Consider the following 22,052-nt stretch of genomic DNA (forward strand, 5'->3'; position numbering starts at 1 on the left):
GCTTGCCTGCGAACGGTAAGGCGGACGGCAAACGCATCGTCCTCGGACAGTTCGCAGGCGCCCACGGCGTGCGCGGCGAGTTCAAGTTGCGCAGCTTCACGTCCGATCCCGCGGACGTCGCGGCCTACGGCTCCTTGCGCACCGGCGATGGACGGACCCTGACCGTTCGCCTCCTGCGCGAGGTGAAGCCCGGCCTCTTCGTCGCCAAGGCGAAGGAGATCGCCGCCCGTGAGGACTGCGAGGCGTTCTCGGGCGCCGAGCTGACGGTCCTCCGCTCGGCGCTGCCCGCGCCGGAGGACGAGGACGAGTTCTACCTCGAAGACCTCGAGGGGCTCGAGGCGCGCACGCCCGAGGGCGCGCCCGCCGGCCGTGTCCGTGCCGTGACGGACTTCGGGGCCGGCGACGTCGTCGAGCTGACCGGCGTGCCTGGACGGCGCGGGTCCGTGCTTCTGCCGTTCACCAAGGAAGACGTGCCCGAACTGCACGTCGCAGAAGGCTACCTCGTCGTCGTGCTGCCCGAAGAAGCGCCCGATCCCGACCCCGAAGAGGACGGCGCGCCCGCGTCCGTCCGTCGGAACGTCGCGGACTGACGGTTCATCAGGCGCTCCGCCGCCGCCCTCGGAATGAGCCGGGAGAAGCGGGCGAGCGCCTTGTTGACGCCGCCGGGGACGTAGACGACCGGCCCGTCCTCAAGGGCGTCCAGCGAGCCTTCGACCACGTCGGCCGCCTCCATCCACATCCATCCGGGCAGGGCGTTCATCCGCTCGCGCGTCCCGTTCGCATCGTGAAACTCCGTATGGGTGAAGCCGGGGCAGCAGGCCTGCGCGCGGACGCCCGCGGCCGCTCCCTCCGCCGCCAGCGACTGGCTGAAGCCGACGAGGAAGGCCTTGGACGCGCCGTAGAGCGTGTGGCCGGCGCTGCCGGGAACGAGGCCGGCGACGCTCGCCACGTTGACGATCCGCCCCCACCCCCGCTCGTGCATGCTCGCATTCGCGATGTGGGCGAGCTGCGCGTAGGCGGTGACCATCAGCTGGATGAAGTCCCGCTGCGCCTCCCAGGGCGTGGCGGCGTAGGCGCCCGGCAGGCCGAAGCCCGCATTGTTGACGAGGATGTCCGGCGGCGCGTCGAGCGTCGCCATCACGCCCTTTGCCGCGTCCGGCTGCGCGAGGTCGGCAGTCACGACTTCGGCCTTGCCGCCGCGCGCGCGAAGCGCCTCGGCGAGGGCGTCGAGCCGTTCCTGACGCCGCGCGACGAGGACGAGGTCGGCGCCTCGCGCCGCGAGCCCCCGGGCATAAGCCGCGCCGAGCCCGGAGGACGCTCCTGTGACGAGGGCGGTCCGCCCCTCGTAGATACCGGCCATCTCCGTCCCTCCGTCCCGCGGACCGTCAGTCTAGCCTCGTTCGGACCAGCCGAGGCTAGCCCTCGCCTGTCGGGCGCGCGCCGAAGAGGCCGGAGCCGACACGGACCGAGGTCGCGCCGAGGCTGACCGCCGCTTCGTAGTCGCCGGACATGCCCATCGAGACCTCGCGTAGGCGCGCTTCCTGCGCGAGCTCCCACAGAAGCGCGAAGTGCGGGGCGGGCGGCTGGTCCTGCGGCGGGATGCACATCAGGCCGACGACGTCCAAACCGTGCTCGTCCCGCGCGCGGGCGGCGAAGGCGACGGCGTCCTCGGGCGCGACGCCCGCCTTCTGCGGCTCCTCACCGGTGTTGACCTGGACGTAGACGGGCAGGCGACGGGCCTGCTTCTCCATCTCCGCGCCCAGGACGCGGGCGATCTTCTCGCGGTCGACGCTCTCGATCACGTCGAACAGCGCAACGGCGTCGGACGCCTTGTTCGATTGAAGCGGACCGATGAGGCGCAGCGTCACGCCCGCGAACCGCTCGCGCAGGGCGGGCCACTTTGCCTGCGCCTCCTGCACGCGGTTCTCGCCGAAGTCGCGATGGCCCGCTTCGAGCAGCGGCAGGATCGCCGCCCCCTCGTGCGTCTTCGTCACCGCCGTCAGCGTCACGTCCTCGGGCCGGCGTCCGGCTTCGGTCGCCGCGCGCGCGATGCGGCGAAGCACGTCCTCGTAGTTCTCGGTCACGTCGGTCTGTGTCATGCCGCCCGCATGGACGATCTTTCCGCCCGTGTCATGCGGCTGCAGCGGGCCGCCTGGGCGGTGCGCCGCGCGAGCGGGGTGCCTTGCGCCTTGCCGTTCGCGCTCGTCATGATGACGGATGAGCGCGCGCACCCGGATCTCGTTTCGCTCCTCGAACGTCTGCCGAAGGCGCCGCCGATCCTGATCGTGTTCCGCCACTACGGGCTCGGGGCGGAGCGGCGTGCTTGCCTGCTCGCCCGAGCCTACGATGCCGCTAGGCAGCAGGGACACCTTCTGGTCGCAGCCGGAGGCGGGGGTCATGGCGGGCACAACGCGTTCGCGCCCGGCCTGCGAAGCGTGTCGGTGCACAGTGTCCGGGAGGGCGTCGTCAAGCGGTCGCTCCGTCCGCATCTCGGCTTGGTCTCGCCGGTCTTCGCGACGCGCAGCCATCCGGACGCCTCGTCGCTCGAACCCGCCCGCGCCGCAGCGATCGCGAGGACGCTGTCCTATCCGGGCTTCGCGCTCGGCGGAGTCGACGCGGCCTCGGCCCGGCGTCTGATCGGCACGCCGTTCCAAGGCATCGCCGCGCTCGGCGCCTTTAGAACTTGATCGAGGATTCCAGCACGATCGCGGCGGCGTTCTCCGGGCCGCCCAGCGCGTCGGGCTTGTCGGCGTCCACATACTGCGCCGCGACGCCGAGCGAGACGCCCTGGCCGAGCACCTTGGAGACCCCGGCTTGGGCGGTCTGGGTCCGGCGGTCGAGCGCGTAGGGGATGGGGTTCTGGACGGGGCCGACGAGGAGGCCGGCGTCGCGGCCGGCATCGGCCGCGCCGTAGCCCAGCATGAAGTTCCAGTCGCCGGCCTCGTAGGTCACGCCCGCGTCGAAGGCGAGGTAGTCCTCGTCGTCCGTGTCGCGAAGGCCCGCATTGGTCGACTTGACCGAGCCGCCCACGGTCAGCCCGCCATAGGCGACGTTCATGCCGAAGGCGTAGGCGCGGTAGTCGCCGAGGAGGTCGAGCCCGGGGAAGACGAGCGCCTCGTCCTCCTGCGCGCTGACGTAGGACGCCCCGAGGCCGAGCTGCAGCGGCTCACCCGAGACCTCGATCCCCTTCTGGTAGTAGATCGCCGCCTCGACCACGTCGCGCCAGGACTGCTCCGGCGAGACGAGGACGCTGCCCTCGCCGGTCTCCAGCGGGACGTATCCGTTCACTGGGGCGCAGGCGTCGCTGCCGCAATCGCCGAGGCGCGGCGCGTAGGAGACGCCCATCTGCACCTGACCGATGATGCCGCCGAGGAGGCCCGGCGGCGGCATGTAGGTGAGCTTGGTCGCGGACCCCGAAAAGTCGTTGAGGACGTGCACGTCGTTGAGGCCGGTCAGGTCCGAGCGCCAGTCGCCGACGCGCACGGCGCGGAAGATGCTGGGCGAGGTCACGGCCAAGCGCGAGGCGACGCCGTCGTCACGGCCGACATAGAGAGAGCCGAAGCCCCCGCGCGCGAAGAGGTAGGCCCCTTCGACGAAGACGTCGCCGGAGGAGAGGCCGAGCCCGCGCGGACCGCCCGCCGTCAAAGAGGAGTAGCGGCCGCCCGCGTAGCGATGCTCGGGCATGTCGCTGTCGGCCCGCAGCGCCGCGCCCGCGCCCAGTTCGAGCCCGGAGCCCGTCACGGTCGTCCCCTCCGCCCGGATCAGCGCGTCGGCGTCCGCCTTGACGTCACCGTCCACGACGCCGGGCGCCGCGCTTACTTCACCGGTCACCTCGATGCGGCTGTCCTGCGCCTGCACGCCGAGTCCTGCGAACAAAGCGAGGGTGCCCGCGGCGAGGCGAAGCAAAGCGGAGCGCGATGTGACTGGCGCGGCGTGGCGCACGACGAATGTCCTTCCCGAAGCGGCCTTTACGGCTCTCTCAGTGCGATATTGCGCGCATAGCCGCATCGTTCAAAGGTTCCGTGACGAGAACGGCCCTGAAAAGCGTGATCGTGACGGGAAAGACACGGGGCTAGGTTAACGGGCTCGTTCGTTAACCTCCTGGAACCCGTTTCCCGCTCCCATTGACCGCTTCGGCGCGCGCCTTAGTGTGCGCCCGCCCTCGCCCGTCGTCGCGCGGGACGCCCGCAACTCAGGATGCCTGCATGTCGCCTCAGACCCTTCGCCGCTTCAAGCTTCTTGCGGTCGCGCTCAGCGCCGCGGTCCTGGCGGCCTGTGCCTCCGGCGGCTCGGGCACGGCCTCCCGCGCGGACGGCGGCACGACGGGCGGGGTCAACCGCTACTTGTGGACCGCCAGCCTCGAGACGATGGACTTCATGCCGCTCTTCAGCGTCGATCCCGTCGCCGGCGTGATCCTCACCGACTGGTACGCGAACCCGCAGGTGCCGACCGAACGGTTCAAGGCCAACGTCTTCATTCTCGACACGGCGTTGCGTGCCGACGCGCTGCGGGTCTCGGTCTTCCGCCAACAGCTCCTCCTCGACGAGACCGGCCAGCCCCTTCGCGACGATCAGGGCCGCCTCAGCTGGACCGACGCCCCGGTGAACCCGGCGACCGCCGCCGAGCTCGAGAACGCGATCCTGACGCGGGCCCGCGAGCTGCGGCTGAACAGTCTCTCTTAGTGGCGCTACCGGCCTGCGGGCCTACTTGAGCGCGGGCTGACGGCACGGGCCTTCGGCCTCTGCGTCAGCGCGGGCGTGGCCGACAACCCTTAGGCACGTCGAAGCGTCCGCTAAGCGACGATCTTACGGGCCGGGCGTCCGGGGTAGGAGAAATCGCGGCTGTGCCTGCATCACTGAAGCGATCCAGCGTCCTCTAGCCAAGCTCGAAGCGGGGCTGCCGTGATGAGGGCGAGGAAGGCCAAGGCTGCCAGGCAGGTCAGGCCGCCGAAGAAGAAGGGGCGGCCGACATCGTCCTCCTCATCGTCCATGCCGATCAAGGCGCCGGTGGCGATGACCATGCCGGCGCCCATGCCGGCGAAGGCTGCGAAACGGACGGCAGCGAGTACCACGAGCGCTTCGGTCAGGCCGCGACCCATCACGTTGAAGACCGCTACGACGCCTCCAAAAACACCACACATGAAGATGCAGGTCGCCCCGGCTCGAAACGCGCCTTCGACGAAGAAGTCGGGCAGGGGCCCTAGGTTCGAGACGGCATCGATCAGAGATTTCTCCTTGATCGTCACCGTCCATTCCTCTCCCAGCTTACAGATGAGATAGGAAGCGTCGCGGCAGACCGCTACCAACCCGCCCGCAGGCCCGCCTTCACCAGCCTCGGCGCGCTGCCGAAGCCCGAAGGTTGCTCGTAGGTTTCGGAGAGGAGGTTCGTGACCGAGACGAACCCGGTCAGCGTCTCCGTCAACGCGTAGCGCCCCGTCAGCGCGACCTCGTCGAAGCCTGCGACCTCGTCATTGCCGAGGTAGAAGCCGAAATCGTCATAGGTGACGTCCGGCCGTTCCCCTGTCCGCACGTAGCGCGCCGCGATCGAGAGGCGGCTCGTGACGGCGAAGTCGGCGATCGCGCTCAGCGCGTGCTCGGGCCGCCTGAGGAGCGCTTCGGCCGTGTCCCGGTTCTCCGCGTCAGTGTAGGTATAGGCCACGCGCGCGCTCAGACGTGGTCCCGCCCAACGGGCGGAAAGCTCCGCGCCCTGCGCCCGCGCATCGCCGACGTTGACGTTCTGCAGCGTCAGGAAGTCGTACTCGATCAGGTCGTCCGTGTCCGTGCGGAAGAGGACCGCCTCCAAGCTCAGCCGACCGGTTCCCAAGGTTTGCTCGCGGACGATCCCGGCTTCCGCGCTGAACGCCGTCTCCTCCTGAAGGGCCGGGTTCGGCGCGGCGAAGGCGCTCGTCGCGTAGCGCTCGGACAGCGAGGGAATGTTGTAGGCGGTTCCGACGCTGCCGCGCACCCGCCACCCTTCGGCGAGCGTGAAGAGCGCGCCCGCGTTCCACGTCACGGGCACGCCGAAGCCTTCGTAGTCGTCGGCGCGGATGGCGCCCGACAGGACGAGCCGATCCGTCGGTCTGCCTTGGGCGAACAGGAAGGCGCCGAGATGGTCTTCCTTCCGGCTCAAAGGATCGGAGAAGCTGACGGGTACCTCGGCGCGCTCGCGCTCGAAGGTGACGCCCCCGCTGAGCGTGAGAGGGTCGGTCTCGTAGCGCGCGAGCCCTTCTACGAAGCGCCGCTCGCCATGCACCGCCCCGGTGACGGCGTCGCCGTCGCGCTCCTCGAAGTCCGCATCGACGCCGCCCCCCTGAAGTGTCAGGGACAGCGCGTCCGCCGGGCGGTGCGTGACGCCGATCCTCAGGACGCGAAGCTCGTCGGTCGAACGCAGGTCGCCGTCCTCGGCCCGCTGAAAGCCGCTGGGTCCGCCCGAGAACGTGTCGAACTCGGCCCTCGCTTCGCGGGCGAGGGCGGTGAGGCCCACGGACCAGTCCGCCGCGAGCGCGTAGGACAGATCCGCGTTCAGCGCGTAGGCGTCCGAACCGTCGCGCTCGCCGTTCCTCTCCTCGGCCACGATCCGGCCGGGCAGGGCGTCCCAGCCCGCCGTCTCGGCGTAGGCACCGCCGAAATTGTAGGTGAGCGCGCCCACCTGGCCCGCCGTCCAGCCTGTTCCCTCATAGGTGCCGAGCTCGCCGATCGCGCCCGCGACCTCGCCGCCTTCCCGCGCGAGGGGAACGACGTTCACGACGCCGCCGATCGCGTCCGAGCCGTAGGTGGCGGAGGCGGGCCCGCGCAGGACCTCGACGCTCGTTCCGCCCGACAGGAGGTCGCTTCCGAAGGCGTAGGCCCCGTTCGGCGTCGCGGGGCTGTTCAGGCGGATGCCGTCATAGGCGGAGAGCACGTGGTCGGAATCGGTGCCGCGGACGAAGACGCTCGCCTGCGCGCCCAAGGGGCCGGTGCGGACGATCTGAACGCCGGGGACGAGGCTCAGCGCCTCGCCGAGGCTGAGGATCGCCTGCTCCTTGGCGAGGGCGGCCGCGTCGAGACGGTCGACCGAGGCGGGCGCCTCCGCGACGGGCACGCGGCCGGTCACGGTGATGACGTCCTCCGGGGGGAGGGCGGCGGATTGAAGGGCGAAGGCCAGAAGGCTCGTAAGCATGGGCGTGTTCCGTCCCCGCGCGGGCCCCGCGCGCGAGCATGAGCGATCGCCCCCGGGGCCGGGGCCGCATCGGCTGCTCGAACGGAGAACCCGCGCCTCCGCCTGACCCCGGACGGACGCTTCGCACGCCTCGCTCACGGCAGGTCTCCCGGCTCACGGCTCAGATGGCCGCCCCGCCTTCCCAGCTCTCGCCAGTGGCAATGAGGCGTCCTCGCCGCTCACGGTCGCGGGCACGGCCCCGGACTCGCCGCCAGCAGGCGGCTCACCGGACTTCCCTCTTCGCCGCATCGCTGCGGCACCGTAGGCGCCGCGCCTTTGGCAGCGCTCGCGCCCCGGGGCAAGCGCCCTCCAAACGGTAACCTCGCGTGACTACCGGGCGTGCCTCCCGCCCCTTAGGTTCGAGGATGGAGGAACGCGCATGATCATTCCGCTTCTCGTCCTGCTCGCGAGCCAGGCCGCCTCGCCCGCCCCGTCCGAGCCCGAACTCGCATCGGCAGAGGCCGCGCCCTTGGATCTGCCCGAGGCGCCCCTCGCGCTGGGCGGCCTGTCCGACGAGGAGGTCTACGCCCGTGCCGCGGCCGCGCTCGAGGCGGTCGATACGCTTCAGGCCCGCTTCGTCCAGACCGCGCCATCGGGCAGCGTCTCCTCGGGCGAGGTCTACCTCGATCGGCCGGGCCGCTTGCGCTTCGACTACGACGAGCCGAGCGCGCAGGAGGTCGTGGCGACCGGCGGGCTCGTCTACGTCCACGACGCGGACCTAGAGACGACGGACAGCTACCCCGTCTCGAAGACCCCGCTGCGCTTTCTTCTGTCCAAGCGGATCGACACCGAAGGCGCGCAGCTCCTCGCCGTGCGCCGGACGCCGGACGAGGTCAGCCTGACCTTGGAGGCGGCGGACGACGAGCTGACGGGCGAGGTCGCCCTCGTCTTCGCCGTGGACGGCGACGACCTGACCCTGTCGCGCTGGGCCGTCTTCGATCCTCGCGGCGGCGTCACCGTCGTCTCGCTCGAGGGCGTCGAGACCGGCGGCAAGCTCTCGCGAAACCTCTTCCGCATTCCCGAGGCCGGCGGCGCCTTCGTCCGCGACCGCCGCTGAATGGGCGTTGCTCTCACGCAACTGTCAACGCGCTGAACGCCATGTAACTATCATCGATCGAAACCGTGGCGTTAGGATTTCACCGTGGCTTCGGCGGACCTCGCGTTGCCCCCCGCTCAAAGGTCCGCCCGCAAGAAGCCGCAACCAAGGCCGGGCCTGCCCCGCTTGGCCGAGACTGCCCAAAACAACCCCCCGGCGCCCGACAGGGATCAACGCCGGGGGGCTTTTCGTTTTGCCTGCGGCACGCCATCTGGCAGCCATGCTAGACGATGACGATCTGCCCGAGATCGGCGGGCCCGAGTTCGCCGCCCTCGAACGAGAAGCGCCGGTCCTCTCCCGGCTGCGCCGGTTCGCCGAGGGGCTCGACCGCATCCCCTGGTTCTCCCGCCTTGGAGAGGCGCCGACGCCGAGCCTCCGGGAGAGCGCTCAGGGCTACCTCGACCGCCTCGGCTTTCCAGACGCGGAGGTCGCGATCCTCCCCACTTGGGAGGACGCCGCCGACGCCGCCGAGACGACCGACTGGTCGAGCCCGGCCTGGGAGGCGGAGGAGCTCGCCCGCGCCGACCTGACGGCGCGGGCGCTCGGGGTCATCTCCGAGGAGGCGCTCGAGATCGGGCTGCGCCTCGTCGCGGCGCGCGCCGGAGAGGCGGCGCAGGCGGCGATGGAGGAGGAGGCGGCCTATTGGGACATGGAGTCCGAGGACGCGCGCAACCTCGCCGTCGGCGCCGCGGCGCAGGCGAGCCACCTCGCCGCCCTCGCCCTCGTCGCCGCGGCGGCGGAGCCCGACGAGGATGCGGGCGACAGCATCTTCGCCTGGAAGCTTCGCCTCTTCATGGAGGGCCGCTGGCCGGTCGCGGTCCTGGGGTCGAGCTTCAACATCTTCTAAGGCGTCAGAAGAGCGTCTCCGCGGCCAGGTAGAGCGCGAGGGCGGTCAGCAGCCATCGAAGGACGAGGCGGAACACGCGCTCATCGAGCCGCACCAGGAGCCGTGTGCCGAGCACCGTGCCGACGACGCCAGCCGCGATGCATCCGACCGTGAACGGCACCCAAGGCGCGTAGGCGAAGCCCGCAAGGGTGAAGACCAGGACCTTGAGCGCGTGCTGAAGCGAAACGCAGCCGCCTGCAGTCGCGATCAGGCGGCGACGATCCCAACCCGGCAGCTTCGACAGGGCGGCGGTGACGAAGGGGCCCGATACGCCGACGAAGAGGGTAAGGACGGCCGAAAGGCCGCCCGCCAGGACGAACGCACCGCGTCCGTCCGGCATCCGAACCTTCGGCCCCCACTGCGTGAAGAGGATGAACCCGGCGATCGACAGGCGGAGCACCGTCCCCGGGAGGGTCAGGACCAGCTGGCTTCCCGCCGCGGCACCGATCAACGCGCCGAGGGCGAACCAGGTGAGGGTCCCCCAAGCGACGTGGCGCCAGAGGATCGCGAAGCGAGCCAGATTGCTGCCGGCCATGACGACGCCGTGGACGGGCACGACGGCAGTGATCGGCATGACCGCCGTCATGACCGCGACGAGGAGGAGACCGCCTCCGGCCGAGAACGCCGCCGTCAGCGCCGAGCCGATCAGGCTGACCGCGAGCACGAGGACCGCGGCGCCCTGGTCGAGGTCGGGCGGGAGGAAGGCAGCGACGAGCGACACGGAGGAAGGGCTACCGGCGTTCCGCCCGGTGGGCGAGGGCGCCTCGCCGCGTTGATCGGACGCCGCGAGGCGTCCATACCCTCGCCTCATGAAGCTCTACGGTTCCAAGACCAGCCCCTATGTCCGGCTCTGCCGCCTCGTCGCCGAGCGGCGCGGCCTTTCGGGCGAGGTCGAGTTCACGCCCGTCGACCCCTATGCGGACGAGGCGTTCCGCAAGGTGAACCCGCTGGGCCGGGTGCCGGCGCTGCTGCTCGCCGACGGGACGGCCCTTTGCGACAGCGGCGTGATCGTCCGATACCTCGACACGCTGGGCGGCGCGCCGTCCCTCTTCGAGCCCGAAGGCCTGACGCGGACCGAGGTCGACGCGCACGCCACCCTCGCCATGGGCGTTCTGGAGCTCGGCGTCGCGAACTTCCTCGAGGGGCGCAGGCCGGAAGACGAGCGCTCCGCCCACTGGCTCGCGCGCAGGCGGACCGGGATCGAGGCGGGCCTCGAAGAGATGGACCGCATCGCGAGGGGCCTGCCGGAGTCAGCAGGGCTCGCCGACATCGCCTTCGCGGTGGCCTGCGACTGGCTCGCCTTCCGGATGCCGGACATCGGCTGGCGGCAGCACGGCGCCTTGTCCGAACGCGTCCTTCGCTCCCTCGCCGCCGCGCCCTTCGAGGCGACCGACCCCCGCAAGGCTTGAAGCCGATGCGGATCGCGACCTGGAACATCAACTCCGTTCGCCTGCGCATCGACCAGGTGACCCGCTTCCTGACCGAGGAGGCGCCGGACGTCCTGTGCCTCCAAGAGATCAAGTGCACGAACGACCAGTTCCCGAGGAAGGCGTTCGAACGCGCGGGCTACCCCCACATGGCCGTGCACGGACAGAAGGGTTATCACGGCGTCGCCACCGTCTCGCGCGCGCCCCTCGTCGAGGTGGGCCCGCGTCAGTTCTGCGGCAAGGACGACTGCCGGCACATCGCGACGGAACATGACGGCTTCGAGCTTCACAACTTCTACGTCCCCGCGGGCGGCGACGTGCCGGACCCGGACGTCAACGAGAAGTTCGCGCACAAGCTTAGCTTCCTGGAAGAGATGACGCAGATGCTCGCCGAGATGGCCGGGCGTCCCGCGGTCATCGTCGGCGACCTCAACGTCGCCCCGCACGAGCACGACGTCTGGTCGCACAAGCAGCTGAGAGGCGTGGTCAGCCACACGCCGGTCGAGACCGAGGCCATGCTGGCGATGATCGAGGGGGCGGGGCTCTGCGACGTCGCCCGCCGCCTCGTGCCGATGGAGGAGAAGCTCTACACCTGGTGGTCGTACCGCGCGAAGGACTGGGAAGCGTCGAACCGGGGCCGGCGCCTCGACCACGTATGGGTGACGGCGCCGCTCGAAGAACGGGCGCTCGCCGGGGGGCGAGGCAGCTTCCGGGTGCACAGGCAGGCGCGCAGCTGGGAGAAGCCGTCCGACCACGCGCCGCTGACGCTCGACCTCTGAGGAAGCTTCGCGCGAGTCCGGGTCCGCGGCGATAGTAGGGGCGGTCTGGAAACGCGCGACGCGTCCTTATTCGAGCAACTCGTCGGTCGGGACGATCTCCACGTCGGACATCATCCCCAGATAGGCTTCGAGCCAGACCTTGTGGGCGGCCCCCACGATCACCAGCAGCCGTCCGCCCGGTGCCCGCGCGCTCGCCTCTCGGATGTTCGCTGCCATCCTCATGTTGCGGACCTCCCAGCCTGCCATGCGCTTGCGGCCGACGTCCCTCTCGGTCGGGTGGTCGATGGCTCCGAGCCACTCGACTTCGGCAGAGCGGAGGTTGATCCTATCCGAATTGAGCTTTCGGTACTCCGCGAGCGTTGCAACGGGATCCGTCATGCGCGCCGTGCTGCCTAACTCCTGCAAGACAGGATCGGCGTCGAACCGCTCTCCGATGGCAGGGAAGACCGACTCGAAGAACAGCTCTGCCTCGTCATGGGTGAAGACGTCTTCGTCCTGAGAGTCGACTTGCCAGAGGCGGTCCAGATCGAGGCGGACCGCGAGCCGTGCTGCCAGGCTCACTCCTTCCTCACGCTCTCGGCCAAGTTCGTTCAGATGGCTCGCGAGCCTACGCGACACGCCGTCTTCCGCGACGCGTTCGGCCTCCGGCAGTCGCCACCACTGCACCAAGGCGGAGTACGGCTCGCCCGCAGCCGCGAAGGTCGCGGCGAGGTGCCGACGATCCGCAGGTGACGGATCGCTTGGCCAGTTCGAGAGCCGCTTCTTCGCTGCGGCCATCGCCTGCGGCATGTCCATCTCGAGGCTGACGCCCGCCTCTGTCGCCATCCGCAATGCTCTGCCCCCGAAAGTCGCTGCGGCTTCCGGATAGACCTCGCGATAGGCCCAGAGCTTGTGAAGCGTCGGCCCGGGTTGGTTCTCGATCGCGATGACGTCCGGGGCGAAGGCGGCGAGGCGCTCGAGTAGCGGCTCCAGCACCTCGGCATCCCAATCGTTGGGCGTCCGGCTGAGATGCGCCGTGCCGAGGACCATCACCTGCGTCGGGTCGCCGTCTAGCTTGGCTCGATAGTCACGCGGGTCGAAGGTTTGGGACCGAGCGAGCCCCGATAGACCGAGTACGATCAAGCTCAGCGCCGCAGCGATACGGGGATAGTGCATCCTACTCCTGGCGAAGGCTCGAAAGGTCAGCATAGAGGACTGGCGCCGAAATCAAAGAAAAGGGGCGCCCGTAGGCGCCCCTTTCCGTCGTCGAACCTTGCGTGACCTCAGGCCGTCGCGGCGGGGGTCGCCTTCTTGCGCGGAGTCTTGCGGGCGACCTTGCGGGCCGTGGCTTGCTTCGTCGCGCCCTTCTTTGCGGGGGCCTTCTTGGCGGGCGCCTTCTTGGCAGCGGCCTTGGTGGTCTTCTTCGCGGGCGCCTTCTTGGCGGCCGTCTTCTTGGCCGGCGCCTTCTTCGTGCGGGCCTTCTTGGCCGGCGCCGCCGAGGCCGCTGCGCTCGTCTCGGTCGCCGTCGTGGCCGTTTGCGTCGCAGCCGCACCCTTCTTGGTGCGCGCTTTCTTGGCCGTGGTCTTCTTGGTCGTCTTCGCTGCCTTCTTCGCGGCGGGCTGGCGCTTCGGCGCCATCATCTCGGCTTCGATCTTGTCGAGCGCTTCGGCGTAGGCGCGAAGGTTCTTCATGAAGCTCGACTGCTGCGTCTTCGGCAGCATGGCGAGGGCGTCCTCTTCGGCCTTCATGACCTTGGTCTCGGCCGACTTCATGATCTTGCGGCCCTGCGCGGTCAGCTTGACCGCGTTGGCGCGGGCATCGTCCTTCGTGCGCTGACGGGCGAGGTAACCCTTCTTGGTCAGACGGGCGATCATGTCGGCGAGGGTCGACCGGTCGATGCCGGTGCGGCGAACGAGGTCCGTCTGGGACAGGCCTTCTTCCATGGAGACGGTGTGCAGCACCGTGAACTGGCGCGGCGTCGGTCCGGTGGCGCCGACCTCCTTCTTGTAGAGGTCGTCCGCATATTGCTGCGCGCGGCGCAGCAGGTGGCCGGGAGATTGTTGAAGAGCGAAGTCAGCCATTTGGTTCTCGTTCCGTGTTCAGCTTTGCATGGGCCTCATCATTTCGGGCCCCCTCGTTGACAAGCGAAGCGGCTCGAATCCGCCCCATCTGTTCCCTCGTGATACGCATCAAGCCGAACAGACGGGGTGTCGCTTGACATGTTTCCCTTAAGGAACGCTTGCAAACTTCAGTGCTTCGGATACGGATGCAAGACTTTTCGGGAGCGGAATGATCAGCGCCCCCGATTCTCACAGGATTGCGAGGGGCAATGCCGGGGTCCGACGATCAGCAGACGCCTTCCGTCCCCCCCGCTTTCGTCAGGACGCGGCCGCCGGGCGACGAGCATGAGCGGGACGTCTGCACCCGGTGCGGCTACGTCGCCTACCAGAACCCGAAGGTCGTCGCGGGCTCGGTTGCGAGCAGTCCGGACGGCCTGATCCTTCTTTGCAGGCGCGCGATCGAACCGGCGGCCGGGCTCTGGACGCTGCCCGCGGGCTACATGGAGATGGGCGAGACGGTGGAGGAGGCGGCGCGGCGCGAAGCGCGCGAGGAGGCCGGCGCGGAGCTCGAGCTGGAACGCGTGCTCGCCGTCTACTCCGTCCCCCACATAGGACAGGTCCAAGTGATGTTCCGGGCGCGCCTGTCGAACCCGGAGGACATCGTGCCGGGTCCGGAGAGCCTGGCGCTGCAGCTGGTGAAGTGGGAGGACGTACCGTGGCCGGAGCTCGCCTTCCCGAGCGTCGTCTGGGCTTTGAGGGCGTGGCACGAGGTGCGGGGCAGATCGGACTTCGCGCCCTTCGCCAATCCGCCCGAAGGCCTTTGAGGCCTACTTCTCGGCCTCGACGTGCCGCATCAGGAACGGCGCGTTCAACGCGACGAAGAGGAAGTAGGCGGCGGTGAAGCCGAAGATCTTGATCTTCACCCACGTCGCCTCGCCCGCGCACTCCGCGCCCTCGACGCATCCCGAGGTCAGCGTTCGCCAGAGGACTTCGTTGGCGAGCGCCGCGAGGACGTTGAACCCCACGAACCGCCAGGTCAGCGTACGCCACGCCGCCTCGGGCAGCTCGAAGGCGCCGTCGAAGAGCAGCCTGAGGAAGTTCCGTCCGGTGAGAAGCCCGCCCGCCAGCGCGACGGCCGTGGCGCCGTAGACCAGGGTCGGCTTCATGTAGAAGAACGTCTTGTCGTGTAGGACGAAGGTCAGCACGCCCAGTACGGTGACGATGCCGCCGGTGATCAGCAGCATGGGCGCCACGCGCCGCGCCCTGACCGCCGACCAGGCGAAGGCGACCGCGAAGGCGGGCATGAAGAGCGCGAGGCCGAGGTAGAGCTCGTTGCCCGGGCCGGAGAAGAAGGTCCGCCCGAGAAGCTCGTCCGCGCGCGGCGCAAGGCGGTCGTTCAGGAAGTAGCCGGCGAGGAAGAAGGCGAGGGGGCCGAGCTCGACGGCCATCTTCTCTCCGCCCGAGAGCTTGCGGGCGCCGCCCGGGACGGGCGGCTCTGCCGAGGTGATCTCTTCTGTCATTCTTTAAGCTGCGGTCTTCTCTGAGGCGGTCAGGGCACGCGCGAAGGCGTCGGCGTCGAAGGGTTGCAAGTCCTGGACCTGCTCGCCGACGCCCACATAGTGAATGGGCAGGCCGAAGCGGTCGCCGAGCGCCACCAGCACGCCGCCGCGCGCCGTCCCGTCGAGCTTGGTCATGACGAGGCCGGTGGTCCCTGCCGTCTGCAGGAAGGCTTCGGCCTGACGCAGCGCGTTCTGACCGACCGTCGCGTCGAGGACGAGGAGGCTGTCATGCGGGGCGGACGGATCGAGCTTTCGGATGACGCGGACGAGCTTCGAGAGCTCGTCCATCAGCTCGGTCCGGTTCTGAAGCCGGCCCGCCGTGTCGATGATGACGACGTCGATGCCGTCGCGCCGGGCCTGTTCGATGGCGTCGTAGGCGAGGCCGGCGGAGTCGGCGCCCTGGGGCCGGGTGACGACCGGGCAGCCGGTCCGCTCGCCCCAGACCTGAAGCTGTTCGATCGCGGCGGCGCGGAAGGTGTCGCCCGCTGCGAGGAGGACGCTGCGCCCCTCGGCGGTGATCTTCGCGGCGAGCTTGCCGATCGTGGTCGTCTTGCCCGCACCGTTGACCCCGGCGACTAGGATGACGTGCGGCTTGTGCGAAGGGTCGATGGTCAGGGGCGCTTCGAGCGGGGTCAGCGTCGAGGCGACTTCGCCTGCGAGGACGCGGCGGACTTCGCCCATGGTGATGTCCTGCTTGTAGCGGGACTCGGACAGCGTCCGGATGATGCGCCCGGTCGCGGGCAGCCCCAGGTCGGCCGCAAGGAGGTGGTCCTCCAGCGTCTCGAGCGCCTCGTCCGTCAGGGCACGGCGCTGAACGAAGGCATCGGCCAGCCCCTCGCCGAGGCGGGCCGAGGACTTCGCCATGCCCGCGGCCAGGCGGCCGAACAGCCCCCCCTTCGGTTGAGGGCCCCCCTTCGGCTGAGGGGTGGGCTCGGGCCGCGCCTTGGGTGGCGCGGGTTCGGGAGGCGCGGGAACCGCTTCGGGGTCGGGACCGGGATTGATGACGACCGGCGGCTCCGGCAGCGGGTCGTCGGTCTCGGGAAGGTCGATCTCTGGGTCGCCGGTCACCGGGACTTCGGCAGGCGATTCCTCGCCCCCGGCGGCGACCGGCTCGGTACTCGCAGGCTTGTCTTCGTCCTCGCCGACGTCGTCCTTGCCGTCGCCGAAGTCTTCCTTCTGGTTCAAGAAGCCGGTCTCGCCCGCCTCCGAATCCTCCTCGACGGTCGCCGCGTGCGGCTCCCGGTTGGTGCCGGGCTGGAGCGAGGCGGCGCCGCCGGCGGGCACGCTCGGCGAGGGGGTCTCGTCGGGACGGCGGTGGACGCCTTCGTCCGGCGCCTTCTTGTCGTGCTGGTTCTCGCCGCCGAACAGACGGCCGAAGAACCCCTTCTTCTTCTCAGGCATGGTTTTTCCTTCTCGGTCTCAAGCCCGAACAGCCAGGAGGCGCCGTCCGTCTCGCCTCTGCGGCAGAACGCTCAGTCGGGTTCCGGGCGCTGCCGCCCCCTCGCACACGATGTCGGTGAAGTCGGGCGTCTTGCCCGTCGCTCGGCCCGCCGCCGTCTGCTCGACCAGCAGGGTCTGCGGACGGTTCAGCTTCGCGTCCAGATGCGCTTGCAGCGCCGCCTCGGCGGCCGCCCGCAGAGCGGCCGCACGCGCCTTGACCACGGCCCGCGCCACCTGCGGCATGCGGGCGGCGGGCGTGCCGGTGCGCGGACTGAAGGGGAAGACGTGGACGTAGGAAAGACCGCAGTCGCGCACGAGCGCCCGCGTCTCGGCCGCCATCTCCTCTGTCTCGGTCGGGAAGCCCGCGATGAGGTCCGCGCCGAGCGCGATGTTCGGCCGCGCGGCGCGCAGGCGCTCTGACAGCCGCACGGCGTCCGCGCGGCTGTGGCGGCGCTTCATCCGCTTGAGGATCATGTCGGCGCCCGACTGCAAGGAGAGGTGCGCGTAGGGCGCGACCCGCTCCTCCTGCGTCAGAAGGGCGAAGAGACGGTCGTCGACCTCCGCGCCGTCGATCGAGGAGAGACGGATGGCGACGTCCCCCGGCAGGGCGGCGAGGAGCGCCTCAACGAGGTGGCCGAGGCGTTCCTCGCCCAGGTCCGGGCCCCAGGAGGTGAGGTCGACGCCCGTCAGCACGACCTCCTTCGCCCCGAGGGCGGCAAGGTCGCGCGCTTCGGCGACGACCTCCTCGATCCGCTTCGAGCGGGCCTGCCCGCGGCCGTAGGGAATGATGCAGAAGGTGCAGCGGTGATCGCAGCCGTTCTGCACCTCGAGGTGCGCACGGATCGCGACGGCCGCCGGCGAAGGGGCGCGGGGCAGGGCCGTCCGGGCGAAGACGTCTTCGGGGGCGTGGGGGCGGGCCCAGGAGGAAGGGTCCAGCTTCTCTGCGTTCCCCAAGGTGCGCGCGACCTCGGGCATGGCGGCGAAGCCGTCCGGGTCGGTCTGCACGGCGCAGCCGGTCGCGATGACGCGGCGGCCCCCGCGCGCCGCCTTGCGGATCGCCTGACGGCTCTGGCGCACGGCCTCGTTCGTCACCGCGCAGGTGTTGACGATCACGGCGTCCCGCTCGCCGGCGTCGGCGGCGAGCTTCGCCATGCGCTCGGCCTCGTAGGCGTTGAGGCGGCAACCGAGGCTGATCGTTTCGGGAACGCTTGTCACGGGGGCCATGTGCGGACTTAGAGCCCGCTTGCCAAGCGGGGGGCTAGAACGTGCCCTCGCCCGAGAGGCGGACCGCGCCGGCCATGATCACGTGGCCGTCCTCCTCGCGCCACTCGATGCCCAAGGCGCCGCCGTCGAGCTCGACGTTCGCCTTGCGGCCCGTCAGGCGGCGGCGCGAGGCGGAGACGAGGGCGGCGCAGGCGGCCGTTCCGCAGGCCTTGGTCAGGCCGACGCCCCGCTCCCACGTGCGCACGCGCAGGTCGTGGCGGCTTCGCACCTGCGCGACCGAGACGTTGACGCCCTCGGGGAAGAGGGGGTGGTGCTCGACCAGGGGGCCGAAACGGTCGAGGCGCTGGGTGGCCACGTCCTCGACGAAGAAGACGCAGTGCGGGTTGCCCATGGAGACGGCGGAGGGTCCCCATAGGACCGGCTTGTCGATGGGGCCGAGCTTCACGTCGACGTAGCGGGTGTCCTCATGCGCCTCGGCCAGCGGAATCTGGTCCCAGCGCAGCTTCGGCTCGCCCATGTCGACGGCGATGCGATGCGGACCGAGGCGTTCCGCCATGAGGACGCCGGACGGACTTGCGAAGGCGGTGGCGGCCTCGCCGTCCTCCTCCATCAACAGCCAGGCGACGCAGCGGGCCGCGTTGCCGCAGGCCCCCGCCTCGGACCCGTCGGCGTTCCAGATTCCCATGCGGGGCAGGCCGCGGCCCTCTTCGAGCGTGATGACCTGATCGCAGCCGAAGGCGCCGCTCCTGTCGCCGAGCGTACGCGCGGCATCGGCCGTCATGGGGCGGGCGCCGCCGCGCAAGTCGACGATGACGAACTCGTTGCCGAGGCCATCCATGCGCCAGTAGCGGCGGCCGGTAAGGTCTTCGAGGCTCATCCGCGCCGCATAGAGGGCGGGCGGGTCGGCGTCCATCAGGGCACGAGGAGCCACAGCACGGCGAGCCCGCCCCAGGCGGCGAGGCCGGACCAGACGAAGCTGACCGCGCTCTCCGCGCGCAGGCTCCGGGCGGTGCCCGCCATGCTGGCGGCAAGAAGCGTAAGGACGAGCGGCACCCGCTCGTCCGCCGCGGCGAGCGCGCAGGCCAGAAGGGCGGCGAGCCCCAACGGCCAGGAGAAGGCGCTGCGGCCGAGGTTCGGCGCGCAGAGCGTGCCGAGGACGAGGGTGGTGATCACCGTCGCGGCGTGGGGTCGCCTGCGAGGCGCAGACCCGGCAGCGGCCCGGCCCCCACCGCGCCGGAGAGCCAGGCCGCGTAGGCGAGGGTGCCTGCCCAGGCGCAGAGCGGGAGGAAGGCGACCAGGTAGACGGCCGTCATGTTCCGCCGCCCCATGTCGTGCGGCGCCGCCAGGAAGAGGATCGAGAAGAGCGGCAGCGCGAAGCCCGAAAAGCCGGGCGCGAGGGCCGCCGCGCCCGCGATCGCGAGGCCCGCAGGCGGCATGCCGAGATGCGCCGGGCGCTCCGGCAGGATCAGGAGCTGCGACCAAAGGAGGAGGAAGCCGAGCCCCGCGAGGCCGTAGCCGGCGGCGCAGGCCCAAAGGACGAGGGGATGGAGGCAAGCGGCGCAGGCGACGAGCAGCCCCCTGGCGGGCCTGTCACGCCCGAGGAAGAGGACCGCGAGGAAGAGCGACGGCAGGCCGAGGCCCCAACTCGCCAAGCGCAACGCGTCGGCGCCGGGCAGCGTTGCGAGCGTGCCGAGCGCTCCCGAAGCGAGGAGCGTGGCTTCCGTTCCCGGTGCGAGGGCGACCGGTTCGCTCGCCCGGGCGAGGAGGCTCGTCTGCGCCGCGTCGAGCGGTGCGAGGTACCCCGCGGCGAGGCAGGACAGAAGAAGGAGGCTCGCGCCCACGCCGCGGCCAAAGGCGAGCCAGAACGGCTGGCGTTCCGCGAGCGCGCCGCTCACGCCGCGCCGACCCTGCCGAGGACGACCTCGGCGCTCTCGCCCGCGCCGTGCTCGGTCTTCTCCCAGTAATGAGGCTTGGTGACGAACTGCCAGGCGGCCTTGTAGCCCGCGACCGACTGCAGAGCCCAGTAGAGCGGCGCGAGCAGCGCCATCGGGACGAGGTCGTCCCAGCCGCGACGAAGGGGCGCGAGCATGAAGAGCCAGACCTGGAAGGCGTTGCCGAGCAGCAGGGTCGCGACCGCCATCGGGGCCAGGATGCCGGGGAACAGGGCGGCGATCCCGTCGCCATGGCCGAGCCACCACAGAAGGTAGAACGCCCAGAAGACGGGGTTCAGGAGCGCCGCGACGATCACCGCCCCGACGAGAAGGTGGAGGGTGAGCGCATGGCGCAGGCGGCCCCGGCGCGGTCCCCGCCGGGCGTGGACCGCCCAGCTCTGCATGTAGCCCTTGATCCATCTCGAGCGTTGACGAAGCCAGGCGACGGGTCGGCTCGTCGCGAGCTCGAAGGTGGTCGAGTCGAGGATCCGCGTGCGGTAGCCCCAATGGACGAGGCGCAGACCGAGATCGGCGTCTTCGGTGACGTTGCAGGGGTCCCATCCCCCGACCTCGATCAGGGCGGCCCGCTTGAAGATGTTGGAGGTGCCCCCGAGCGGCAGCGGCGCACCGATGCGGTCGAGGCCTGGCAGGACCAGGTCGAAGAGCAGGGCGTACTCGATCGCGAAGAGGCGCGTGACCCAATTCTCCCGACGATTGTAGTAGTTCAGCCGCGCCTGCAGGCAGACCACCTCCGGCGGAAGGCTCGCGAAGGCGGCGGCCGCCTTGCGAAGCTGGCAGGGTTCGGGGCGGTCCTCCGCGTCGTAGATGACGAGGAGGTCGCCGCGGGCGGACCACAGGCCGTGATTGCACGCCTTGGGCTTGGTGCGGGGGCCGCCCGCGGGCACGAGGACGAGGTCGAGGGGAAAGGGCGGGGAAAGGGCGCGGGCGGCGGCGATCGTCGCCTCGTCGTCCGCCTCCAGCAACAGCTTCACGTCGAGCTTCTCGGGCGGATAGTCGAGCGCCGCGATCGCGCCGCTCAAGTTCGGCAGCGCCGCCGCCTCCCGGTAGAGCGGACAGAGGATGGTGACGCTCGGTAGGTCGTCTTCTTTCACGGGCGGCGGCGCGGGCCGCTCGTCGGCGCTCAGCGACAGGCCGAGGAGGACGCCGCGCAGCAGGGTCACGGCCATGGTGAAGACGATGAAGCCGGCATTGACCGCCACCCCGAGCCCAACCGGTTCCGCGATCACCCCGCCTGTCAGCGCGACGAGGAGCGCCGCGAGGCCGATCTTCTGCGCGCGGGACAGCCGCTCGCCGGCATGCAGCCCCGGCAGGGTCTCGGCGACGGCACCGACCGCGACGTCGGCGAGGACTGCCCGGTGCGTCCGGCGGAGCGCGTCGCGGGCTTGTTGGCTCGCGGTCCGGGCCAGTTCGACCCTGAGCGCCTCGGCCTCGCCAGCGAGGCTCACCGCCTGCGCCGCCTGAGGAGAAGGGTGCCGAGGATCGGGGACGCCACCATCAGGAGTTCGCGCCAGGGAAGGCGCCGGACGAGCGGCAAGAAGCCGGCTTCCGCGGCGGACGCGGCCGAGACCAGTAGGTCCGCCGCGATCATTCCCCCACCCACAAGCCGACGAACCCGCCTCGGCCGAGGTCGACCCCCTCGCCCGCGACGTCGAAGACCGCGCCGATCTGCAGCTTGAACCGGCCGCCGAGCGGCAGGACGAGGGAGGGCGCGAGCTGATAGAGGCTGTAGTCGACGCCGCCCGCCTCCGCGCCGCCCAAAGACTGCGTGGCGAAGAGTTCCAGCGCCGCCATGCCGCCTCGCAGCCAACCCTCCTCGAAGGGACGGCCGAGAGTCGCCTCCGACTTCAGGAAGGCCGCGTCGTCGCCGAGGCTCAGCCGCGGCGCGAGGCGGAAGGTCGCGAAGAGCGGGCCGAAGTCGTAGCCCGCCAGGGCGGAGACCCCCGCCGCCCCGTCCCGGCCGAACGCCCGGTCGAGCCCGAGGCGGGAGGTGGTCGAGACGGGGGCCGCGACGTCGAGCGCCGCGCTGAGAGCGAGGCGGTCGCTGCGCCAGGTCTGCACCTGAAGGTAGGCCTCCGCATCGGAGAGGCCCCCGAGTCGGTCGTCGACGGCCGCCGTCTGCGCGTAGGCGGGCTGCTGCACGCTCTGGAAGGCGAAGCCGAACTTTCCGCCGAGCATGAGGCGCGGCGTCAGTCCGAACTCGGCATAGGTCTCCGAGGTGGTCTGGGCGAAGCGGCGTTCTTCTTCGGTCGCGACCTGATGGGTGACCTTACCGATCGTGAGGAGCTGACCGGCAGGCCGGTTCCAAGGCGAGGCCAGCGCAGCGCCCGGCCAACAAGCCGAAAGCCAGCCGACGCACAACGCGGCAGCACGCAGCCGCCCGTTTCCGAGCCGTCCCCAACCTCGCATCGCCCCTCGTGCGGCCCTTGCCGGCCGTTCCGATCCCATGGGGACTG

The 22,052-nt window shown here is 70.5% G+C and carries 25 protein-coding genes and 1 riboswitch; of the genes, 8 read left to right on the top strand and 17 right to left on the bottom strand.

Going from position 1 to position 22,052, the window contains the following annotated elements; all coding sequences use genetic code 11:
• The first annotated feature begins 2 nt into the window (after positions 1-2).
• Positions 3-590: a ribosome maturation factor RimM gene (gene rimM / locus GGQ59_RS02830; RefSeq protein ID WP_221400842.1), complete on the top strand. Its 588-nt coding sequence runs from the start codon at positions 3-5 to the stop codon at positions 588-590.
• Here the strand turns inward: rimM and GGQ59_RS02835 are convergent.
• Complete coding sequence (locus tag GGQ59_RS02835) at positions 497-1,360, bottom strand: SDR family NAD(P)-dependent oxidoreductase (RefSeq protein WP_183815636.1); 864 nt, start codon at positions 1,358-1,360, stop codon at positions 497-499. The two genes, rimM and GGQ59_RS02835, sit on opposite strands and share 94 nt — an antisense overlap.
• A gap of 55 nt (positions 1,361-1,415) precedes the next feature.
• Positions 1,416-2,099 carry a YggS family pyridoxal phosphate-dependent enzyme gene (locus tag GGQ59_RS02840; RefSeq protein ID WP_183815638.1) on the bottom strand — a complete coding sequence of 228 codons (684 nt, stop codon included), beginning with the start codon at positions 2,097-2,099 and terminating at the stop codon, positions 1,416-1,418.
• A 9-nt stretch (positions 2,100-2,108) separates the two neighbouring features.
• Between GGQ59_RS02840 and GGQ59_RS02845 the strand changes: the two genes are divergently transcribed.
• Positions 2,109-2,687, top strand: coding sequence for a thiamine phosphate synthase (locus GGQ59_RS02845; RefSeq protein WP_183815640.1), 579 nt, complete (start codon positions 2,109-2,111; stop codon positions 2,685-2,687).
• On the opposite strand, the gene GGQ59_RS02850 is transcribed toward GGQ59_RS02845, so the two are convergent.
• Positions 2,677-3,942, bottom strand: coding sequence for a porin (locus GGQ59_RS02850; protein WP_183815642.1), 1,266 nt, complete (start codon positions 3,940-3,942; stop codon positions 2,677-2,679). The two genes, GGQ59_RS02845 and GGQ59_RS02850, sit on opposite strands and share 11 nt — an antisense overlap.
• A gap of 263 nt (positions 3,943-4,205) precedes the next feature.
• On the opposite strand from GGQ59_RS02850, the gene GGQ59_RS02855 reads away from it, so the two are divergent.
• Positions 4,206-4,682, top strand: coding sequence for a DUF3576 domain-containing protein (locus GGQ59_RS02855; protein WP_183815644.1), 477 nt, complete (start codon positions 4,206-4,208; stop codon positions 4,680-4,682).
• 170 nt (positions 4,683-4,852) lie between these two features.
• On the opposite strand, the gene GGQ59_RS02860 is transcribed toward GGQ59_RS02855, so the two are convergent.
• Together GGQ59_RS02860 and GGQ59_RS02865 are read right to left on the bottom strand one after the other, a co-directional pair.
• A complete protein-coding gene (locus tag GGQ59_RS02860; RefSeq protein WP_183815646.1) occupies positions 4,853-5,245 on the bottom strand; it encodes a hypothetical protein in 393 nt (130 codons plus the stop codon).
• 53 nt (positions 5,246-5,298) lie between these two features.
• Positions 5,299-7,158: a TonB-dependent receptor plug domain-containing protein gene (locus tag GGQ59_RS02865; protein WP_183815648.1), complete on the bottom strand. Its 1,860-nt coding sequence runs from the start codon at positions 7,156-7,158 to the stop codon at positions 5,299-5,301.
• A gap of 121 nt (positions 7,159-7,279) precedes the next feature.
• Positions 7,280-7,476, bottom strand: a riboswitch (cobalamin riboswitch).
• 100 nt (positions 7,477-7,576) lie between these two features.
• Here GGQ59_RS02865 and GGQ59_RS02870 point away from each other — a divergent pair.
• On the top strand, positions 7,577-8,254 hold the full coding sequence (locus GGQ59_RS02870) for a LolA family protein (RefSeq protein ID WP_183815650.1): 678 nt from the start codon (positions 7,577-7,579) through the stop codon (positions 8,252-8,254).
• Between the two features lie 259 nt (positions 8,255-8,513).
• Complete coding sequence (locus GGQ59_RS02875; protein WP_183815652.1) at positions 8,514-9,140, top strand: hypothetical protein; 627 nt, start codon at positions 8,514-8,516, stop codon at positions 9,138-9,140.
• Between the two features lie 4 nt (positions 9,141-9,144).
• Here the strand turns inward: GGQ59_RS02875 and GGQ59_RS02880 are convergent, their stop codons facing one another.
• Positions 9,145-9,990 carry a sulfite exporter TauE/SafE family protein gene (locus tag GGQ59_RS02880; RefSeq protein ID WP_183815654.1) on the bottom strand — a complete coding sequence of 282 codons (846 nt, stop codon included), beginning with the start codon at positions 9,988-9,990 and terminating at the stop codon, positions 9,145-9,147.
• Between GGQ59_RS02880 and GGQ59_RS02885 the strand changes: the two genes are divergently transcribed.
• Both GGQ59_RS02885 and xth read left to right on the top strand, forming a co-directional pair.
• Positions 9,989-10,588 carry a glutathione S-transferase N-terminal domain-containing protein gene (locus tag GGQ59_RS02885; protein ID WP_183815656.1) on the top strand — a complete coding sequence of 200 codons (600 nt, stop codon included), beginning with the start codon at positions 9,989-9,991 and terminating at the stop codon, positions 10,586-10,588. The two genes, GGQ59_RS02880 and GGQ59_RS02885, sit on opposite strands and share 2 nt — an antisense overlap.
• Positions 10,589-10,593: 5 nt before the next feature.
• A complete protein-coding gene (xth, locus tag GGQ59_RS02890) occupies positions 10,594-11,385 on the top strand; it encodes an exodeoxyribonuclease III (RefSeq protein ID WP_183815659.1) in 792 nt (263 codons plus the stop codon).
• Between the two features lie 66 nt (positions 11,386-11,451).
• Here xth and GGQ59_RS02895 read toward each other — a convergent pair whose 3' ends face one another.
• Entirely contained in the window at positions 11,452-12,540 is a 1,089-nt protein-coding gene (locus GGQ59_RS02895; RefSeq protein WP_183815661.1) for a DUF5694 domain-containing protein, read from the bottom strand.
• Positions 12,541-12,647: 107 nt separating this feature from the next.
• Positions 12,648-13,445, bottom strand: coding sequence for a MarR family winged helix-turn-helix transcriptional regulator (locus GGQ59_RS14740; RefSeq protein ID WP_221400843.1), 798 nt, complete (start codon positions 13,443-13,445; stop codon positions 12,648-12,650).
• Positions 13,446-13,693: 248 nt separating this feature from the next.
• Between GGQ59_RS14740 and GGQ59_RS02905 the strand changes: the two genes are divergently transcribed.
• Positions 13,694-14,248 (top strand): NUDIX hydrolase, encoded by a 555-nt coding sequence (locus GGQ59_RS02905; RefSeq protein ID WP_183815663.1) that lies wholly within the window; start codon positions 13,694-13,696, stop codon positions 14,246-14,248.
• Positions 14,249-14,251: 3 nt separating this feature from the next.
• Here the strand turns inward: GGQ59_RS02905 and GGQ59_RS02910 are convergent, their stop codons facing one another.
• The 9 genes from GGQ59_RS02910 to GGQ59_RS02950 are packed head-to-tail and all read right to left on the bottom strand — an operon-like array spanning position 14,252 to position 22,005.
• Positions 14,252-14,944 (bottom strand): inner membrane-spanning protein YciB, encoded by a 693-nt coding sequence (locus tag GGQ59_RS02910; RefSeq protein ID WP_183815665.1) that lies wholly within the window; start codon positions 14,942-14,944, stop codon positions 14,252-14,254.
• A 3-nt stretch (positions 14,945-14,947) separates the two neighbouring features.
• Entirely contained in the window at positions 14,948-16,384 is a 1,437-nt protein-coding gene (ftsY, locus tag GGQ59_RS02915; protein WP_183815667.1) for a signal recognition particle-docking protein FtsY, read from the bottom strand.
• An 18-nt stretch (positions 16,385-16,402) separates the two neighbouring features.
• Positions 16,403-17,647: a tRNA (N(6)-L-threonylcarbamoyladenosine(37)-C(2))-methylthiotransferase MtaB gene (gene mtaB / locus GGQ59_RS02920; RefSeq protein WP_183815669.1), complete on the bottom strand. Its 1,245-nt coding sequence runs from the start codon at positions 17,645-17,647 to the stop codon at positions 16,403-16,405.
• 34 nt (positions 17,648-17,681) lie between these two features.
• Positions 17,682-18,578 carry a diaminopimelate epimerase gene (dapF, locus tag GGQ59_RS02925; RefSeq protein WP_343074232.1) on the bottom strand — a complete coding sequence of 299 codons (897 nt, stop codon included), beginning with the start codon at positions 18,576-18,578 and terminating at the stop codon, positions 17,682-17,684.
• Positions 18,560-18,820 carry a hypothetical protein gene (locus GGQ59_RS02930; RefSeq protein ID WP_183815671.1) on the bottom strand — a complete coding sequence of 87 codons (261 nt, stop codon included), beginning with the start codon at positions 18,818-18,820 and terminating at the stop codon, positions 18,560-18,562. The genes dapF and GGQ59_RS02930 overlap by 19 nt, the downstream gene beginning before the upstream one ends.
• Positions 18,817-19,542 carry a hypothetical protein gene (locus GGQ59_RS02935; RefSeq protein ID WP_183815673.1) on the bottom strand — a complete coding sequence of 242 codons (726 nt, stop codon included), beginning with the start codon at positions 19,540-19,542 and terminating at the stop codon, positions 18,817-18,819. The genes GGQ59_RS02930 and GGQ59_RS02935 overlap by 4 nt, the downstream gene beginning before the upstream one ends.
• The gene (locus GGQ59_RS02940; protein ID WP_183815675.1) at positions 19,539-21,044 is read right to left on the bottom strand and encodes a glycosyltransferase family 2 protein; all 1,506 of its coding nucleotides are present in this window, start codon (positions 21,042-21,044) and stop codon (positions 19,539-19,541) included. The genes GGQ59_RS02935 and GGQ59_RS02940 overlap by 4 nt, the downstream gene beginning before the upstream one ends.
• Positions 21,041-21,187 carry a hypothetical protein gene (locus GGQ59_RS02945; protein WP_183815677.1) on the bottom strand — a complete coding sequence of 49 codons (147 nt, stop codon included), beginning with the start codon at positions 21,185-21,187 and terminating at the stop codon, positions 21,041-21,043. Before GGQ59_RS02945 ends, GGQ59_RS02940 begins: the two co-directional genes overlap by 4 nt.
• Entirely contained in the window at positions 21,184-22,005 is an 822-nt protein-coding gene (locus GGQ59_RS02950; RefSeq protein ID WP_183815679.1) for a hypothetical protein, read from the bottom strand. The genes GGQ59_RS02945 and GGQ59_RS02950 overlap by 4 nt, the downstream gene beginning before the upstream one ends.
• Positions 22,006-22,052: the final 47 nt, after the last annotated feature.

The sequence above is a fragment of the Parvularcula dongshanensis genome, from assembly GCF_014199615.1.
Taxonomy (GTDB): Bacteria; Pseudomonadota; Alphaproteobacteria; order Caulobacterales; family Parvularculaceae; genus Parvularcula; species Parvularcula dongshanensis.

Bases quoted from the DNA above. Each gene is read 5' to 3' on its own strand.
- GGQ59_RS02835 (WP_183815636.1), bottom strand. From the start codon at position 1,360: ATGGCCGGTATCTACGAGGGGCGGACCGCCCTCGTCACAGGAGCGTCC.
- GGQ59_RS02840 (WP_183815638.1), bottom strand. From the start codon at position 2,099: ATGACACAGACCGACGTGACCGAGAACTACGAGGACGTGCTTCGCCGC.
- GGQ59_RS02845 (WP_183815640.1), top strand. From the start codon at position 2,109: ATGGACGATCTTTCCGCCCGTGTCATGCGGCTGCAGCGGGCCGCCTGG.
- GGQ59_RS02855 (WP_183815644.1), top strand. From the start codon at position 4,206: ATGTCGCCTCAGACCCTTCGCCGCTTCAAGCTTCTTGCGGTCGCGCTC.
- GGQ59_RS02865 (WP_183815648.1), bottom strand. From the start codon at position 7,158: ATGCTTACGAGCCTTCTGGCCTTCGCCCTTCAATCCGCCGCCCTCCCC.
- GGQ59_RS02870 (WP_183815650.1), top strand. From the start codon at position 7,577: ATGATCATTCCGCTTCTCGTCCTGCTCGCGAGCCAGGCCGCCTCGCCC.
- GGQ59_RS02875 (WP_183815652.1), top strand. From the start codon at position 8,514: ATGCTAGACGATGACGATCTGCCCGAGATCGGCGGGCCCGAGTTCGCC.
- GGQ59_RS02885 (WP_183815656.1), top strand. From the start codon at position 9,989: ATGAAGCTCTACGGTTCCAAGACCAGCCCCTATGTCCGGCTCTGCCGC.
- GGQ59_RS02880 (WP_183815654.1), bottom strand. From the start codon at position 9,990: ATGAGGCGAGGGTATGGACGCCTCGCGGCGTCCGATCAACGCGGCGAG.
- xth (WP_183815659.1), top strand. From the start codon at position 10,594: ATGCGGATCGCGACCTGGAACATCAACTCCGTTCGCCTGCGCATCGAC.
- GGQ59_RS02895 (WP_183815661.1), bottom strand. From the start codon at position 12,540: ATGCACTATCCCCGTATCGCTGCGGCGCTGAGCTTGATCGTACTCGGT.
- GGQ59_RS14740 (WP_221400843.1), bottom strand. From the start codon at position 13,445: ATGGCTGACTTCGCTCTTCAACAATCTCCCGGCCACCTGCTGCGCCGC.
- GGQ59_RS02905 (WP_183815663.1), top strand. From the start codon at position 13,694: ATGCCGGGGTCCGACGATCAGCAGACGCCTTCCGTCCCCCCCGCTTTC.
- GGQ59_RS02910 (WP_183815665.1), bottom strand. From the start codon at position 14,944: ATGACAGAAGAGATCACCTCGGCAGAGCCGCCCGTCCCGGGCGGCGCC.
- ftsY (WP_183815667.1), bottom strand. From the start codon at position 16,384: ATGCCTGAGAAGAAGAAGGGGTTCTTCGGCCGTCTGTTCGGCGGCGAG.
- mtaB (WP_183815669.1), bottom strand. From the start codon at position 17,647: ATGGCCCCCGTGACAAGCGTTCCCGAAACGATCAGCCTCGGTTGCCGC.
- GGQ59_RS02945 (WP_183815677.1), bottom strand. From the start codon at position 21,187: ATGATCGCGGCGGACCTACTGGTCTCGGCCGCGTCCGCCGCGGAAGCC.
- GGQ59_RS02950 (WP_183815679.1), bottom strand. From the start codon at position 22,005: ATGCGAGGTTGGGGACGGCTCGGAAACGGGCGGCTGCGTGCTGCCGCG.